This is a genomic window from Streptomyces sp. NBC_01433, from assembly GCF_026340105.1.
Taxonomy (GTDB): Bacteria; Actinomycetota; Actinomycetes; order Streptomycetales; family Streptomycetaceae; genus Streptomyces.
On record NZ_JAPEPM010000001.1, the window covers coordinates 3,520,413 to 3,536,800 of the forward strand.

11 protein-coding genes are annotated in these 16,388 nt (G+C 71.8%); 6 read left to right on the forward strand and 5 right to left on the reverse strand.

Going from position 1 to position 16,388, the window contains the following annotated elements; all coding sequences use genetic code 11:
• Positions 1 to 81: 81 nt before the first annotated feature.
• Both OG413_RS16035 and OG413_RS16040 read right to left on the reverse strand, forming a co-directional pair.
• A complete protein-coding gene (locus tag OG413_RS16035) occupies positions 82 to 1,521 on the reverse strand; it encodes an LCP family protein (RefSeq protein ID WP_266806189.1) in 1,440 nt (479 codons plus the stop codon).
• 175 nt (positions 1,522 to 1,696) lie between these two features.
• The gene (locus OG413_RS16040) at positions 1,697 to 2,449 is read right to left on the reverse strand and encodes a TIGR03089 family protein (protein WP_266806190.1); all 753 of its coding nucleotides are present in this window, start codon (positions 2,447 to 2,449) and stop codon (positions 1,697 to 1,699) included.
• A 137-nt stretch (positions 2,450 to 2,586) separates the two neighbouring features.
• Between OG413_RS16040 and OG413_RS16045 the strand changes: the two genes are divergently transcribed.
• From OG413_RS16045 to OG413_RS16055, 3 genes are all read left to right on the forward strand, one after another.
• Positions 2,587 to 3,912, forward strand: coding sequence for an N-acetylmuramoyl-L-alanine amidase (locus OG413_RS16045; RefSeq protein ID WP_266806192.1), 1,326 nt, complete (start codon positions 2,587 to 2,589; stop codon positions 3,910 to 3,912).
• A gap of 80 nt (positions 3,913 to 3,992) precedes the next feature.
• The gene (locus OG413_RS16050; protein ID WP_266806194.1) at positions 3,993 to 5,084 is read left to right on the forward strand and encodes an NDP-sugar synthase; all 1,092 of its coding nucleotides are present in this window, start codon (positions 3,993 to 3,995) and stop codon (positions 5,082 to 5,084) included.
• 61 nt (positions 5,085 to 5,145) lie between these two features.
• Positions 5,146 to 6,162 (forward strand): DNA-3-methyladenine glycosylase, encoded by a 1,017-nt coding sequence (locus OG413_RS16055; RefSeq protein WP_266806196.1) that lies wholly within the window; start codon positions 5,146 to 5,148, stop codon positions 6,160 to 6,162.
• A 454-nt stretch (positions 6,163 to 6,616) separates the two neighbouring features.
• Here the strand turns inward: OG413_RS16055 and OG413_RS16060 are convergent, their stop codons facing one another.
• The 3 genes from OG413_RS16060 to OG413_RS16070 are packed head-to-tail and all read right to left on the reverse strand — an operon-like array spanning position 6,617 to position 9,406.
• Positions 6,617 to 7,939, reverse strand: coding sequence for a coenzyme F420-0:L-glutamate ligase (locus OG413_RS16060; RefSeq protein WP_266806197.1), 1,323 nt, complete (start codon positions 7,937 to 7,939; stop codon positions 6,617 to 6,619).
• Positions 7,936 to 8,892, reverse strand: a complete 957-nt coding sequence (cofD, locus tag OG413_RS16065; protein ID WP_266806198.1) for a 2-phospho-L-lactate transferase — start codon at positions 8,890 to 8,892, stop codon at positions 7,936 to 7,938. The genes OG413_RS16060 and cofD overlap by 4 nt, the downstream gene beginning before the upstream one ends.
• Positions 8,893 to 8,905: 13 nt before the next feature.
• Positions 8,906 to 9,406: a cysteine dioxygenase family protein gene (locus tag OG413_RS16070; protein ID WP_266806200.1), complete on the reverse strand. Its 501-nt coding sequence runs from the start codon at positions 9,404 to 9,406 to the stop codon at positions 8,906 to 8,908.
• A gap of 694 nt (positions 9,407 to 10,100) precedes the next feature.
• Here OG413_RS16070 and OG413_RS16075 point away from each other — a divergent pair.
• The 3 genes from OG413_RS16075 to OG413_RS16085 all read left to right on the forward strand — a co-directional run bounded on the left by OG413_RS16075 (position 10,101) and on the right by OG413_RS16085 (position 16,288).
• Positions 10,101 to 10,364, forward strand: a complete 264-nt coding sequence (locus tag OG413_RS16075; RefSeq protein ID WP_014046372.1) for a WhiB family transcriptional regulator — start codon at positions 10,101 to 10,103, stop codon at positions 10,362 to 10,364.
• A gap of 441 nt (positions 10,365 to 10,805) precedes the next feature.
• Positions 10,806 to 14,732 carry a glycosyltransferase gene (locus OG413_RS16080; RefSeq protein WP_266806205.1) on the forward strand — a complete coding sequence of 1,309 codons (3,927 nt, stop codon included), beginning with the start codon at positions 10,806 to 10,808 and terminating at the stop codon, positions 14,730 to 14,732.
• Positions 14,729 to 16,288, forward strand: coding sequence for a DUF5719 family protein (locus OG413_RS16085; protein ID WP_266806207.1), 1,560 nt, complete (start codon positions 14,729 to 14,731; stop codon positions 16,286 to 16,288). Before OG413_RS16080 ends, OG413_RS16085 begins: the two co-directional genes overlap by 4 nt.
• Positions 16,289 to 16,388: the final 100 nt, after the last annotated feature.

Here is a 16,388-nt window from a genome sequence, read left to right on the forward strand (position 1 = left end):
TGCGTGACACATTCCACGCTGCTTACAACTGGGCATTCTTCCCATTATGCGTCGATTGCCCTGTATGACTTGGGAATTGCTTTACTGCTTACACAGGTCGTCGGCCGCGCTCGAACCCGAATACGTGGGCTCGGGGGTCGGACTTCCGGAGTCGGGATCGTCCGGTTTCCCGTCGGAAGCGCCCCCGTCGGTGGCCTTGCCGGCGCCCTTGTCCTTGAGTTCGTCGGCCGGGACCACGGTGACCGGCCGGTCCTCGCGCAGTTGCTTGAACAGCCTGCTCGCGTCCGGTTCGATGAGTTCGTCCCGGTTCACATTCTGGCTGTACGGCTGCCGGGGCACCGTCAGGAACTGCACCTTGTCGGTCGGTACGTTGCGCATCCCGCGGACCAGGTCGTACAGGTCCTTGAGCGAGTCCAGCCCCGGGTCCGTCGTGAGCGACTTGGTCGCCGCGTCCAGCACCGGGTACAGCCGGGTCGGGTTGAGCAGGACGCCATTGCTCTGCATCTTGTTCACCAGGGCGCCCAGGAATCTCTGCTGGCGGTCCATTCGCTCGGTGTCGCTGCCGTTGCCGATGGACTTGCGGGCGCGTACGTATCCGAGCGCCTCCTCGCCGTCGAGCTTCTGTCGGCCCGCGGGGAGCTTGAGGTGTGCGTCGGCATCGTTGATCGGCTCCTTGAGGCAGATCTCGACGCCGTTCACCGCGTCGACCATGTCCTTGAAGCCGTTGAAGTCGACGACCATGTGATGGTCGACGCGAATGCCGGTCATCCGCTCTATGGTGCGGATCGTGCACGCCGTCCCGCCGAGCTCGAAGGCCGAGTTGAACTGGGCGAACTGTTCCCTGGTGTGCTTCTTGTCCGCGGTGCGGCAGCTCGGGATGTCCGCCATCAGGTCGCGTGGGACGGACACGGCGGTGGCGCTCTTCCGGTCCGCCGCGAGGTGCAGCAGGATCGTGGTGTCGGAGCGCTGGCTGCCGCCGTCGTCGCGGCCGTACTCGCGGTTGTCGCCGGACCTGCTGTCGGAGCCGATGAGCAGGATGTTCTGGGCATCCTGCGCGACCGGGGTGGGCCGTTCCTTCTCGTACGCCTTGAGCTCGGCGGCGACGCTCGTATCGGTTCTGATGTTGCCGTCGAGCTTCTTGTACAGCCACCAGCCGACGCCCGCGGCGATCAGGACGAGGAACGAGGCGGCGAGGGCGGTCCAACGGAGCCAGTGACTCCTGCGCTTGGCGATGCCGTCCTTGGGCCGGTCGGCCCAGGTCTGCACCCCGCCGCTGTCGGTGTCGGTGCCGGTGTCGGGGCCGGGCTCGGGCTCGGCGCCCTCCGCACCCCTGCTCGCCTCGCCCGCCTTGTCGGTCCCGTCGGTCCCGTCGGTCCCGTCCGCCTTGCCCGTCCCGTCCTGGGCGGCGGCGCCCTGGGAGTCTTCCTGCGACCCGCCCCGCGACCCGTCCTGCGGCTTGTTCTCGGCCGGGGGTTCCTGGTCGGCCGGCGTGCCAGCGCTGTCGGTCACGTCTGCGTCCATCCTTCACGTTCGGCGGCGCGATAGGCCGCCGGTCGCAGGAGTAGACGGCTGAACCTCACGCTTGGTTGTGCATCCGGGGAGAGTGGTCTGTACCGCCGATCATGTACCTGAGCGGATGCCCAATCCGGGGGACTCGGCCCGCTGTGGGCCGGACGAGTGACGCTCAGGGTGCTTGTCATACTGCGGTGTTGGTCACCCGCTCGCTCTCCACACGCTTGGCCAGGCCGTCCTCGCCGAGCTGTCCGAGGTGCCGGCAGAGGACCACGGAGCCTCCGGCGGCCAGCGGCGCGAAGAGCCCGGCACCGAGCCCCTCCCAGCTGTCGTACGTACGCCCCGTGAGCAGCCGCGATCCGGGCGCGAGCCCCAGCGAGGCGGCGTCCTCGCGCGCCTTGGCGACGAGTTGCGCCCCCGTCAGCTCGACCCCGCCCACGGCGAGCGCGGGCGCGTCCGGGTCCACCGGCGCGAACGGAGCGAAGCGGTCGCCCTGGGCGGGCACTTCCACCGCGTAGTCCATGAAGCCCTCGGGCGGCTGCGGGAACCGCCCGCCGAGCGGGCGCAGCGCCAGCGCGACGCGTTCGCCGCGGCAGGCGCGGGCGCGCTCCAGCGTGTCCGGGCCGCTGACGACGAGGTCGGCCGAGGCCGGGTCGCCCTGCACATCGGCGACCACGCCGACCGAGGAGCAGGCGAGCAGCCAGACCGCGGACTGCCAGTGCGCGGGAAGCAGCAGGGCGAGCCGGTCGCCGGGTTCCGCGGCCAGGTCGCCCTGCAGCAGATTGGCGGTCTTGGCCACCCAATTGGCGAAGGTGGCCACGGACAGTTCGACGCGCTCTCCGGTGGCGTCGTCGTAGAAAGTGACCAGTGGGCTGGTCGGGTCCGAGGCGAGTGCGGATCGCAGCAGGTCGGCGGGGGTACGGTCGCTGGAGTTCATCCGCGCAAGGGTACGCGGCGGCGGTGGGCGGAAGCGGTGCGACGAGCGTCGCGTACACCGGTTCGGCAGACGGGGCATCACATCAGGGTGCGTGTCCCGGTGGCCGTAGTTGTACGTATATGGCCAGGATCATCCGTATGCGCACTCTTCTCGCCACATCGATCGGCGTCACCTGCGCGGCGGCGCTCACCCTGCCGCTCGCCGCACCCGCGTCCTCCACGACCACCTCCGCCGCTTCCTCCCCGGCCCGCGCACCCGCCTCCGTCACCTCTGCCACCGCCGCCGAGCCCGCTGCCGAACTGCCGGGTTCGACGCAGTCGCTGCCGCTGTCCCCGCTCGCCCCCGCGACCACCCGGGCCACCGGCGCACCCACGACCGGTGCCGCGCGGGGGCTGCCCCGGCGCGACGCGCGGCCCTTCTCCCTGGTCGGAGTGGTCTGGGACGACGCCGACGCGGAACTGCACGGCACGGTCCAGATCCGCACCCGCGCCACCGGCACCACGACCTGGTCCGGCTGGCAGGACGTCGAGACGCACAACACCGAGCACGCCGCCGACGAGGGCAGTGCCGAGCGCGAAGCGGGCAAGGTCCGCGGCTCGACCGCCCCGCTCTGGGTCGGCGACTCGGACGGCGTCGAGGTGCGCGTGAGCCCGGAGCCCGTCGACCCGCGGAACCGGTCGGCCACCTCCGTAGCACTCCCCGGGGGCCTGCGCCTCGAACTCGTCGACCCCGGCGAGGACCCGCGGCAGCCCATCGCGGGACGCGCCCGCTCGGCTGTCGGGACGGGCTCGGTGATCCCCGCCCTGAGCCGGGAGGATTCGGCGCGGGAAGCGGTCGTCGCGGCAGGCGCGAAGCCGTACATCGGCCCGCGGCCGCGCATCATCACGCGCAAGGGCTGGGGCGCGAACGAGAAGCTCCGCGAGCGCCGGTTCGCGTACACGAAGACGGTCAAGGCCGCCTTCGTGCACCACAGCGCCACCGGTAACAACTACCGCTGCTCCCAGGCGCCCGCCGTCCTGCGCGGCATCTACCGCTACCACGTCCGGAGCAGCGGCTGGCGCGACTTCGGCTACAACTTCGCCGTCGACAAGTGCGGAAACATCTACGAGGGGCGCGCCGGGGGCGTGACGAAGGCCGTCCTCGGGGCGCACACGCTCGGTTTCAACACCAACAGCATGGGGGTCGTGGTCCTCGGCACCTTCACCTCCAAGAACCCGCCCGCCGCCGCGGTGAACTCCATCGCCAAACTCACCGCCTGGAAGCTCGGACTGTTCGGAGCCAACCCCAAGGGCAAGACCACGCTGGTCTCCGGCGGCAGCAACAAGTACAAGAAGGGCAAGAAGGTCAAACTGAACGTCATTTCCGGCCACCGGGACGGATTCGCAACCGAATGCCCCGGAAAGCGTCTCTACAAGAAGCTCGGCACGGCACGGACCACCTCCGCACGTCTGCAGGGCCGCTGACCGGGGGCGATCCGACCCGGTCTGCATACACTGGCCAGCCGAAACCAGGCCAGGCCCCAGCAGGAAGCAGAGACGGTGCTGTGACAGAGGCAAAAGAAGCGATTCTTCTGGTCGGTGGCAAGGGCACCAGGCTGCGGCCGCTCACTGTGCACACCCCGAAGCCGATGGTTCCGGCGGCGGGCGTCCCGTTCCTCACGCACCAGCTGGCACGGGCCCGAGCGGCCGGAGTCGAGCACATCGTGCTCGCGACGTCCTACCTGGCGGAGGTCTTCGAACCGTACTTCGGCGACGGTTCCGCGCTCGGCCTCCACATCGAGTACGTCACCGAGCGCGAACCGCTGGGGACCGGCGGCGCCATCCGCAATGTGGCGTCCCGGCTCACCTCGGGCCCCGACGACCCGGTCCTCATCTTCAACGGCGACATCCTGACGGGACTCGACATCCGGGCCCTGGTCACCGCGCACGCGACCTCCGGGGCGGATGTCTCCCTCCACCTCACCCGGGTCGAGGACCCGCGTGCCTTCGGCCTCGTACCGACCGACGGCACCGGCAGGGTCACGGCCTTCCTGGAGAAGCCGCAGACTCCCGAAGAGATCGTCACCGACCAGGTCAACGCGGGGGCGTACATCTTCCGCAGGTCGGTCATCGACACCATCCCGGTCGGCCGCCCCGTCTCCGTGGAGCGCGAGACCTTCCCCGGACTGCTCGCCTCCGGCGCGCATCTCCAGGGCATGGTCGACTCCACGTACTGGCTGGATCTCGGCACCCCGCAGGCGTTCGTACGCGGCTCCGCCGACCTGGTGCTCGGCCGCGCCCCGTCCCCTGCCGTCCCCGGCCGCTGCGGCGACCGCCTCGTCCTGCCCACCGCCTCCGTGGCCCCCGACGCCAAACTCACCGGCGGTACGGTCATCGGCGACGGTGCCCTGATCGGCGAGGGGGCCCGCATCGACGGCTCCACGATCCTGTCCGGCGCGGTCGTGGAACCGGGCGCGGTCATCACCGACTCGCTGGTCGGAGCCGGTGCCCGGATCGGCAGCCGTACGGTGCTGGCGGGCGCGGTGATCGGCGACGGGGCCCAGGTGGGTGCCGACAACGAGCTGCGCGACGGGGTACGGATCTGGTGCGGGGCGGTCCTCCCGGACGCGTCGGTCCGCTTCTCGTCGGACCAGTGACCCGCCCCCGGCCGTACCCTCGATAAGCACCACCACCCACCCAGCACCGAGGGCCTCACCAGTGGCAGGACGATTCGCCCCCCGCACCGCGCGACCGGCTGTGCCGCATCAGGCTGCCCCGGCGGCGTGTGCGGCGGCCGCCGCCGCCCCGGCCGGGCGGGTGGCACAGGCGCGGACCCGGGAGTGGACCCCACCGGGCCCCCTGGACCTGCGACTCGTCCTGGGCCCCCTGCGCCGGGGCCCCGCCGACCCCACGTTCCGCATGGTCGCGGACGGCACGTTCTGGCGGGCCACCCGCACACCGGCGGGCCCCGGCACGCTCCGTGTCGCGGCGCGCGGCGGCCGGATCGAGGCGGCAGCCTGGGGTCCGGGCGCGGAATGGCTCCTGGACCAGCTCCCCGTCCTCCTCGGCGCGACGGACGACCCGGACGTCTTCGTCCCGCGCCACCGGCTGCTCGCCGTGACCCGGCACCGCCGTCCCGGCCTGCGGCTGCTGCGGACGGGCCTGGTCCTGGAATCCCTGATCCCGTCGATCCTGGAGCAGAAGGTCACCACGGACGAGGCGTACCGCGCCTGGCGCCTCCTGGTCCGCGAGCACGGCACCCCGGCGCCCGGCCCCGCCACGGACCTGGACCTCCATGTGATGCCGGACCCGCGCACCTGGTCGCTGATCCCGTCCTGGGAATGGCACCGGGCGGGCGTCGACAACAAGCGCTCCGCGACCATCCTGCGCGCGGTCCGGGTGGCCCGCCGACTGGAGGAGGCGGCGGGAATGGAACTGCCCGAGGCGAAGACCCGCCTGGAACTGATCCCCGGCATCGGCCCCTGGACCTCGGCCGAAACCCTCCAGCGCTCGAACGGTTCCCCCGACGCGGTCACCGTGGGCGACCTCCACCTCCCAGGCATCGTCGGCCACGCCCTGGCGGACAACAGAGACGCCGACGACGACGCCATGCTGACCCTGCTCACCCCCTACGAGGGCCAACGCCACCGAGCAACCCGCCTGATCCTGCTCTCAGGCCACACCCCCAAACGACGCGCCCCCCGCATGACCCCGCGCAACATCGCCCCCTTGTAGCCCACCACTCAACCCGCCGGCCGCACTTCTCAGCCCCTGGTAGCGCACCTATCAGTCCGCCCGACGACGGACGCACTTCTCAGCTTCTGGTAGCGCACCTCTCAGCCCGCCCGGGCGCCGGACGCACCTCTCAGCCCGCCCGGGCGCCGGACGCGCTTCTCAGCTCGCCCGACGGCGGACGCGCTTCTCAGCTCGCCCGACGCCGGGCGCACTTCTCAGCCCGCCCGGCGTTTGAGGGCAGCTCTTCAGCCTCTCCGGCGCTTGAGGAGCGGGGCCCGGGGCGGAGCCCCGAATATCCAGCCCGCCCGGCGCTTGAGGGCAAAAGCGTGACCGGGGTCCGGGGCAGAGCCCCGGTTTCGGGAAGGGGCGGGTAGGGGACCAGCCCGCGCAGCGGCACCCACCCCCACACCACCTCGACCCCACCCCACCCCACCCCACGGCGCCCCCGCCAAACTCACCGCACGGCGACAAACTCCCCCACGTCCCGAACCCCCCGCTCCCGCACCGCCCCCGCCGCGCGCCCCACCGCCACCGCTCCCAACGGATCCCAGGAGTCCGGCAGCTCCAGCACCTCCCGCACCACATCCCGGCAGAACATCGTCGAGGACACCCACGCCGAGCCGAGCCGTTCACCCGCCAGCGCCACCAGGAAGTTCTGTACGCCCGCTCCCGCGGCGACCACGAACATCTCGCGCTCCGCCGTGTCCCGGCGCTCGTCCCCGTACGTGTGGGAGCCGTCCATCACCAGGCACGGCACCGCCAGATACGGCGCGTTGCGCAGGACGTCGCCCCGCCGCACCCGCTTCGCGATCGACTCCTCGCTCCTGCCGTCGCGCCGCAGATCCGCGATCCACGCGTCCCGCATCGCGTCGAGCAGCCGGGTCCGCGACTCGGGCGACTCCAGCAGGACGAACCGCCACGGCGTCGTATGGTGCGGCGCCGGAGCCGTCACCGCCGCGGCCACGGCACGCCGTACCGCCGCCGGATCCACCGGATCGTCCGTGAACTCGCGCACCGTACGCCGCAGGCCCACCGCCTCGCGCACCGCCTCCGACGTCCCGAGCCGGAACATGTCGTCGGCCGCGACCCGCACCATGGCGCGGGCCCCCGGATCCGCGTCACCGGACCCGCCCACCACATGCGGCAGCCCCCGCACCACCGCGACGGGCAGCCCCGCCGCCTTGCCCTTGACCAGGTCACCGGCCGCGGCCAGCTCGTCCGCGGTCGCGACGACCGTGGCGCTGAGGGGATTGCCGTACGCGTCCGTCCCGCCCCGCAGATCGTCCAGCACCCGGACCCCGGCCGCCCCGATCGCGACATCGGTCAGCCCGTTGCGCCAGGGCCGCCCGAAGGTGTCCGTGACGACGACCCCGATCTCCACCCCGAGCGTGTCCCGCAGCCCGTCCCGGATCGCCCGCGCCGAGGCATCGGGGTCCTCGGGCAGCAGCAGAACCGTCCCGGCGGGCGTGTTCGAGGCATCGACCCCGGCGGCGGCCATGACCAGCCCCTGCCGGTTCTCCACGATCCGCAGCGTGCCGCGCCGCGCCACCACCCGTACCGTCTCGGAGTCGATCGCCGCCTCCCGGTCCGCCGCCTCGACGACGCGGCCCTCCGCCTTGGAGACGATCTTCGAGGTGACGAGCAGGACATCGCCGTCCACCAGCCCCGGCTCCACGGCGGCGATCAGCTTCGCGAGGTCGTCCCCCGCCCGCACCTCGGGCATCCCGGGCAGTGCCCACACCCGGAAGGAGGGCGCGTCGGCGCCGGTCCGGCTCATGCCCGTACCTCCTCGGCCAGCGCCAGCGCCTGACGGGCCATCTCGGCCGTCGCGTCCACGTCCGTCATCATCAGCGGCACCGCGCGGCAGCGGATCCCCGCCGCCTCGACCTCGTCGACCGCTCCGGCGTCCACCGTGTCTACCAGCCAGCCGTCCAGCAGCCCCGAACCGTAGTGCTGGGCCACCGCCGCGGCCGTCGACTCGACGCCCACCGCGGCCAGCACCTTGTCCGCCATCCCCCGAACGGGAGCGTCCCCGACGATGGGGGAGAGGCCGACGACCGGCACTCCGGCCTCGGCGATCGCTTCCCGGATCCCGGGCACCGCCAGGATCGTCCCCACCGAAACCACCGGGTTGGACGGCGGGAAGACGATGACATCGGCGGAAGCGATGGCCTCCAGCACGCCGGGCGCCGGTTTCGCCTGATCCGCACCGACCGGCACGATCGCCTGCGCTTCGACCGAGGCGCGCAGCTTGACCCAGTACTCCTGGAAGTGGATCGCCTTGGTCTCGCCGTCCACATCGACCGCCACATGCGTCTCGACCCGGTCGTCGGACATCGGCAGCAGCCGGACCCCCGGTTGCCAGCGGGCGCAGAGCGCCTCGGTGACCGCGCTCAGCGGATAGCCCGCGCCCAGCATCTGCGTACGGACGATATGGGTCGCGAAGTCACGGTCGCCGAGCCCGAACCATTCGGGTCCCACGCCGTACGCCGCGAGCTCCTCCTTGACGTGGAAGCTCTCGTCGGTACGCCCCCAGCCCTGCTCCTCGTTGATGCCACCGCCGAGGGTGTACATGACGGTGTCGAGGTCGGGACATACCTTCAGCCCGAACAGATGGATGTCATCACCCGTGTTGCCGATCACCGTGATGTCCGCGTCGGGCGCGGCCTGCTTGAGGCCACGCAGAAAACGAGCACCACCGATACCACCGGCCAGAACCACAATGCGCATGTACGGCAGTTTGTCAGGCGGGTACGACATTCACGGCCGCCGGGGCGCATTGGGCCGTGTGCATCGGCATCTCGGTCAGACCCGGGTAGTAGATGTGCAGACTCACGGCCGGTTCGAGCGAATCGTTGACCGCTTCGTGGACGTAACCGGAGACGAAGACCCTCTGCGCACCGGCGCCCAGGACCCGGGTTCCCCGGTCGGTGTGCTCGGTCAACTCGCCTTCCAGGACGGTCAGTACGCCGGAGGACGGGCCGTGGTCGTGGCGCCCACTGCCCTGGCCGGGCACCCAGCTGAGCAACCACACCTCGTAGCCGGGAGCCGTGCGCAGCCGGTGGTACCAGCGGGTGGACGTGTCGAAGCGGACGAGCGGCGCCCACTGCGCGCGGTCGGCGGCGATGGAGCGGGCGAGTCCGGCGAACTCGGCCACGGTGGAGGGATGTTCGCGGGCCGGCTGAAGAAGGTGCTGGACCTCAAGGATGTCGCCGGCGATCTGAAGGTCGCTGTCGCTGTTCATGGCTGCGGTGGTTCCTCGGCATGGGGGGTTCACGTGCGGGGAGTCGCGATGAGCGGGAGACGGCTTCGGGGAGCCGTCGGGAAGAACGAAAGAAGAACGAAGGAGAGGGAGAGAAGTGCTGGATCAGAGCTGGAGCGCTACGGCATCAACAGCTGTGACAGCTGGAACAGCAACAGCGGGCCTGGACAGCGGTGCGGAACCCACGGACGTGGGTGGCGTACATCGCTGCGGTCGCTGGCATGAAGTCAAGGAGACCGGCTCGATCGCCCTCTGTCAACCCATTGACCGATTTGGGGGACAATGTTTCACCCCTTCCGGTTGCTGGGGGCGAAGAAAGGTTTGTGCACCTGTCGTAGCGGAGATGTGGCGCATCAATCGCACTCTCAAACGCCGTTGAGAACTCGTGACCTGACTGTGATCTTGATCGCTTCAGTGATCGAATCGCAACATCAAGGACGTCCTGTTCGTCTCACCTGATGAGGAGGCGCGTGGCAGGGGCCCGTGGCACATGTCAGGTTTTTGGTGATTTCAACACTTTCTGCATAGGCTTGGTTCCGCAGAGTGAATACCTGGGCCAATAGCAGATCCTCGCTTGACTGGCCCGGAGCTACACACTTGTAATTTCACTCGTGTCGTTCGGCCGCAATCAGTAACGGCCGCATCACGGGACGCAAGAGACAGACGAGGGGCGCACATGACCGAGCTGTTCCAGCAACTGCTGGTCGAGGACGCGGACGAGGAACTCGGCTGGCAGGAGCGCGCGCTGTGCGCCCAGACCGATCCCGAGTCCTTCTTTCCCGAGAAGGGCGGATCCACCCGCGAGGCCAAGAAGGTCTGTCTCGCCTGTGAAGTCCGTTCGGAATGCCTTGAGTACGCCCTTGCCAATGACGAACGTTTCGGTATCTGGGGCGGACTTTCCGAGCGGGAGCGAAGGCGCCTCAAGAAGGCCGCCATCTGAGGCCGCGGCCCGGGAGTCGACCACTCACCGGACGCGCCCACTGGATGCGCACACCGGACGCATCCACCGGACGCGCCCACCCCGGCGGACCGTTCACGCGGGCCGACCACGCGAGCGTTGCAAGACGGTCAGGCTCCGAACCACCGCCCGACCACCGCACCATCACCACCGCACCACCACCGCACCACCATCACCACCGCACCACCACCGCTCAACCCCGGCCGTGCCGATGGCCCGCCGCCCGGACCCTCCCGCAGGGTCCGGGCGGCGGGCCATCGGTATGTCCACCCCGTTCCACCGCTCGGCGCCGCCCCCACCCACCCGTACCGTTAGTGTGGGGCCCCGTCCGAGACGCGCCAACGCCCCGCCGGGGCGCGCGTGTACACCGATGCAGCCCCCGGGGGGACGCCCCCCGGACCCGGCCGGAGGGCCCGTACCTCGATGTCCGTGCACAGCCACTCGGCGGCGCCGAACGCGGCCGCCGCCGCCCCAGAGTTCCCCCGGCATGTCGTCACCGCCGTGCTCGTCTCCCACGACGGCGCACGCTGGCTGCCCGACGTGCTCGCCGGGCTGCTCGGGCAGGAACGCCCCGTACAGAACGTCGTCGCCGCCGACACCGGCAGCGCCGACGACTCCGCCCGGCTGGTCACCGAAGCACTCGGCGACGAACGCGTCCTGCACCTCGCGCGCCGTACGAGCTTCGGCACCGCCGTCGACGAGGCGGCCCGCACGGCCGGTGTCCTCACCCCCGACGACCTGCCCTACCTCAAGCGCCCAAGCGGCTGGGACCCGGTCACCCGGACCTGGCGGGACGACACGTACGACCTGCCGGAACTGCCGCACGGCGAACCGGTCCAGTGGCTCTGGCTGCTGCACGACGACTGCGCGCCCGAGCCCGACGCGCTCGCCGCGATGCTGCGCGTCGTCGACACCGACCGGCACGCCGCGATCGTCGGCCCCAAACTGCGCGGCTGGTACGACCGCAAGCAGCTTCTCGAAGTCGGCGTCTCGATCGCCAACAGCGGGCGCCGCTGGACCGGACTGGACCGCCGCGAGCAGGACCAGGGCCAGCACGACCAGGTCCGCACCGTGCTCTCCGTCTCCTCCGCGGGCATGCTGATCCGCCGCGACGTGTGGGAGGAGCTCGGCGGCTTCGACCGCAGGCTCCCGCTGATGCGCGACGACGTGGACCTCTGCTGGCGCGCACACATGGCGGGACACCGGGTGCTCGTCGCACCGGACGCCGTCCTGCGGCATGCCGAGGCATCCGCCAGGGAACGCCGCCCCATCGACTGCGCGGGCCGCTCGGTCTCCAGCCCGCACCGCGTCGACAAGGCGGGCGCGGTCTACACCATGCTCGCCAACGCCGCGGGCAAGGCGCTGCCCTGGGTCCTGCTCCGGCTCGTCGTCGGCACCCTGCTGCGTACCCTCGCCTACCTGGTCGGCAAGGTGCCCGGCCAGGCGCTCGACGAGGTCGCCGGACTCTTCGGCACCCTGCTGCGACCCGGGCGGATCATCGCCGCCCGCCGAAGCCGCGCCAAGGGCGAGGTGGACCCCGCCGAACTGCGCTCCCTCTTCCCGCCGTCCGGCGCGACCGTCCGCGCCACCGTCGAACAGGTCGCGGGCAACTTCGGCAGCCGCTCCGACGCCGACTCCGGCGGTTCACGACACGGTGCCGTCGAATCCGGACCGGGCGGGGACGACGCCGACTTCATGGAGGTCGACCAGTTCGCCCGGCTCAAGCGGGTCGGCCGCAAACCGGGCCCCGTGCTCTTCGCGCTGCTCCTGCTCGTCTCGCTCATCGCCTGCCGAAGCCTGCTGAGCGGCGGGGCACTGGCGGGCGGCGCACTGCTGCCCGCACCCGGTGACGTCTCCGAACTCTGGGGACGGTACGCGGACGGCTGGCATCCGCTCGGTACCGGCGGGGCCCAGAGCGCACCGCCGTACCTCGCCATGATCTCCGCCCTGTCCGCACTGTTCCTCGGGTCCACCGGCTTCGCGCTCACCCTGCTGCTGGTCTGCTCGGTCCCGCTCGCCGGCCTCACCGCGTACTTCGCCTCCCGGCCGCTGCTCGAATCACGGCTCCTGCGGGCCTGGGCGAGCATCGCGTACGCCTTCCTGCCCGCCGCGACCGGAGCGCTGGCGACCGGCCGCCTCGGCACCGCCGTACTGGCCGTCCTGCTCCCGCTGATCGCCCGCGCGGCCGTCGCCGCACACGGACTGCGCGCGGCCCCCGGCACGGGAACCGGAACCGGCACGCCGCGAGGCAGCTGGCGGGCCACCTGGGCCTACGCCCTGCTGCTCACCGTCACGATGGCGTTCACGCCCGTCGTCTGGCCGCTCGCCGCGGTCCTCGGCCTCGGAGTACTGGCCCTGCGCCGGAACGACATCACGGCGTACGGGCTCCGCTTCCTCGCCGCGATCGGCACCCCGCTGCTGATCCTCGCCCCCTGGTCGCTGTCCCTGCTGACCAGCCCCTCCGGCTTCCTGAAGGAGGCGGGCCTGGACATCGGTTCGGGCACGGCCTCCGCGCTCGACCTGCTCGGGATCAGCCCCGGCGGTCCCAAGGCCGCGGGCGGCATCCTGCTCCTGGGCATCGTGCTGGCGGCGCTGGCCGCGCTGCTGCGCGGGGAGCGGCAGTTCGCGATCCGTACCGCCTGGGCCGTGGCGCTCGTCGCCCTGCTCTTCGCGGGGATCACCAACGGTTCCAGCTGGGCCGGACCGGCCACCCTCGTCTACGGCATCGCGCTGATCGCCGCCGCCCTCCTCGGTGCCGACGGCGCCCGGGTGCGGGTCGCCGCGCTCAGCTTCGGCTGGCGCCAGCCCGTCGCCGCGCTGATCGCGCTGGCCGCCGCCGCGGCCCCCGTACTGGCCGCCTTCGGCTGGATGATCGGTGGCGCCGCCGGCCCCCTGGAGCGGCGCGACCCGGTGCAGGTGCCCGCGTTCGTCGCCGAGGAGAGCACCACCCGCGACCAGCCGCGCACCCTGGTGCTCGGCGGTACGTCGCCGGAGTCCGTCGACTACACCCTGGCCCGCGGCTCGGGTGCCCGGCTCGGTGACGCCGAGCTGACGGAGTCGGGCGACGGCAACAGCCACCTCGACAAGGTCGTCGCCAATCTGGTCGCGGGCTCCGGCGCCGACCAGGGCGGCCAGCTGAGCGGCTTCGCGATCCGCTACGTCCTCGTACGGGACGGGGCACCGCGGCAGATGAGCCGGGTGCTCGACTCGACCCCCGGCCTGAGCCGGCTCAGCCAGCTGGACGGCAGTGCCCTGTGGCGCGTGGACCGCCAGGTCGCCCGGGTCATGATCGTCCCGTCCGGCGAGGGCGAGCGGCTGCCCGTCGGCTCGCTCGCTGTGGAGGCGCACTCCGAGATCCCCTCGGGCGACGCGGGCCGCGTGCTGCGGATCGCCGACGTGGCCGACCCCGGCTGGCAGGCCACGCTCGACGGGAAGCCGCTGACCCGGAAGACCGTCGACGGCTGGGCCCAGGGCTTCGAGCTCCCCGCCGACGGCGGCCGGCTGGACCTCACGTACGACACCCCGATCACGCACACCGCGTGGATCTGGGCGCAGGCGGCGCTCGCCGTCGTCCTGGTGGTCCTGGCCCTGCCGGGCCGCCGCCGGGAGATCGACGACGACCTGCCCGAGGAGGCCGTCGCCGTCGCGGCGGAGCCGATCGAGGGCGAGGGACGCCGCGCCCGCAGGCTGCGCGCGGCCGCGGAGGCCGACGCGGAGACGGCGGATACCGGTCAGGACGGCGGAACGGGCCCGGTCGGCCCGGACGGCCCGGCTGTGACGGTGGAACCGGAGGCGCCGGGGATGCCGGGTGCGCCGGGGGAGTACATCCCCGCGCAGCAGACCGCCGACCCGTACGCCGCCGACCCGTACGCCGCTTCCCCTGACGGGCAGGCCGCCTACGCCCAGCAGGGGGACGGGACCTACGCGCCCGTGCCGCCGCAGCAGCAGTACGGGGAGGGGGAGTGGGACGCGCAGCACCAGCAGTACCAGGGCGCCGACTACACGCAGTACCCGTACCAGGCCGACCCGTACCAGCAGCAGAACGCCGCGTACGACCCGTACCAGCAGCAGAACACCACGGCCTACCCGCAGTACGAGGGCGAGGGTCAGGGCCAGGTCCCGTACGCGGAGCAGCAGCAGCCGTACCACGAGCAGACCGACCCCAACGGGCACACCGGCCACCCCCAGTACCCCGACAACACCGGCCACGGCCAGTACCCCGACGCCGGCCAGTACAACGACCCCAGCCAGTACCCCGACCCCAGCCGGTACAACGAGCACGTCGACAACCCGGCCCCGGGCCAGGCCCCGTGGCAGACCGGTAACGCATCGCGAGGCGAGTCCGAGTGAAGTCCACCCATCTGTCCCTCATCGCGGGCACCGTCGCCCTCGCCGCCGTCACCGGGTTCGCCGCGCTCACCGCGCCCGGTGAAGGCGACGCGGTGGAGGCGAAGCCCGCGTCCCGGCTGCCCGTCGAACGCTCCAGCCTGCTCTGCCCGGCGCCCAGCGGCTCCGATCTCGCGGACACGTTGTACACGTCCTTCACCCCGGCGGGGAAGGGTGCCGCCGGGGCGGGAACCGCCGAACTGAAGCCGTCCGTGCCGTTCGTGGACGACGCGGCGGACGGGGACGACGCGGCGGCCGAGAAGGACCCGAAGAAGATCAAGAAGGCCGAAGAGGCGGCGAAGAAGGCGAAGGAGAAGGCCGAGAAGCCGGTCGTCACCGTCAAGGAGCCCGGCAAACCGGTCACCGCCGAGGCCTCGGGCTCCGACGCGCCCGCCCTGGTCGGCACCGCCCACGGCCGGACAGCCCCCGGCTGGACCGCCCAGCAGACCACCACGGTCGCCGCCGGGGACGCCCGGGGGCTGCTCGGGGTCAGCTGCACCGCCCCGGACACGGACTTCTGGTTCCCCGCGGTGAGCACCGCGAAGTCCCGGCAGGACTACATCCACCTCACCAACCCGGACGACAGCGCCGCCGTCGCCGACATCGAGCTGTACGGCCCCGAGGGCGCCCTCAAGTCCGATGTCGGCGAGGGCATCACGGTCCCGCCCCGGTCGACCGTCGCGATGCTCGTCACCACCCTGACCAGCGAGGCCGCGGACAGTGTGACCGCCCATGTCACCACCCGCACCGGACGGGTCGGAGCGGTCGTCGGCGTCGCGGACGACAAGGCGGGCAGCGACTGGCTGTCGGCCGCCACCGACCCCAGGGGCACCCTCGTCATGCCCGGCATCCCGGCCGACGCCACCTCCGTACAGCTGGTGGCCTTCGCCCCCGGCGAGGACGACGCGGACGTGAAGGTGCAACTGCTGGGCAAGACCGCGGCGTTCGCCCCGGCCGGGAACGACACCCTGCACATCAAGTCCGGGATGACCGCGAGCGTCGACCTGAAGGACGTGACCCGGGGCGAACCGGGATCCCTGCGGCTGACGCCGGTCCAGAGCAGCCGGGCCACTCCGATCGTGGCCGCGTTGCGCGTGGTGCGCGGCACCGGCGCCAAGCAGGAGATCGCCTTCATCCCGGCGACCGGCCCGGTGGGCGAGCGGGCGAGCGTCGCCGACAACCGGGCCAAGGGCTCGACGCTCTCCCTGTCCGCACCGGGTGCGACGGCGAAGGTGAAGGTCACCGCTTCGGCGGGCAGCGAGGGCGGCGAACAGGTCGTCAAGACGTACACGGTCAAGGGCGGCACGACACTCGCCGTCGACCCGCCGGTGCCGTCCGGGCTCAAGGGCACCTACGCGCTGACGGTCGAGACGGAATCGGGCGGCCCGGTGCACGCCGCCCGCACGCTCGCTCTTCCTGAGGGCGGCGTGGCGATGTTCACGGTGCAGACGCTGCCGGACGACAGGGGAACGGTGGTCGTCCCGTCGGCGAAGCAGGACCTGTCGGTCCTGTCCGACTGAGGCAAGGGGGCGTTCACACGCTCTGAGGCACGGGGACGTTCACACGCTCACGGGCGGGGCACCGGGCTCCGCCCGTGAGGGCTTTCCCGGCGGCTTTCCC

Bases quoted from the DNA above. Each gene is read 5' to 3' on its own strand.
- OG413_RS16035 (WP_266806189.1), bottom strand. From the start codon at position 1,521: ATGGACGCAGACGTGACCGACAGCGCTGGCACGCCGGCCGACCAGGAA.
- OG413_RS16040 (WP_266806190.1), bottom strand. From the start codon at position 2,449: ATGAACTCCAGCGACCGTACCCCCGCCGACCTGCTGCGATCCGCACTC.
- OG413_RS16045 (WP_266806192.1), top strand. From the start codon at position 2,587: ATGCGCACTCTTCTCGCCACATCGATCGGCGTCACCTGCGCGGCGGCG.
- OG413_RS16060 (WP_266806197.1), bottom strand. From the start codon at position 7,939: ATGAGCCGGACCGGCGCCGACGCGCCCTCCTTCCGGGTGTGGGCACTG.
- cofD (WP_266806198.1), bottom strand. From the start codon at position 8,892: ATGCGCATTGTGGTTCTGGCCGGTGGTATCGGTGGTGCTCGTTTTCTG.
- OG413_RS16070 (WP_266806200.1), bottom strand. From the start codon at position 9,406: ATGAACAGCGACAGCGACCTTCAGATCGCCGGCGACATCCTTGAGGTC.
- OG413_RS16075 (WP_014046372.1), top strand. From the start codon at position 10,101: ATGACCGAGCTGTTCCAGCAACTGCTGGTCGAGGACGCGGACGAGGAA.
- OG413_RS16080 (WP_266806205.1), top strand. From the start codon at position 10,806: ATGTCCGTGCACAGCCACTCGGCGGCGCCGAACGCGGCCGCCGCCGCC.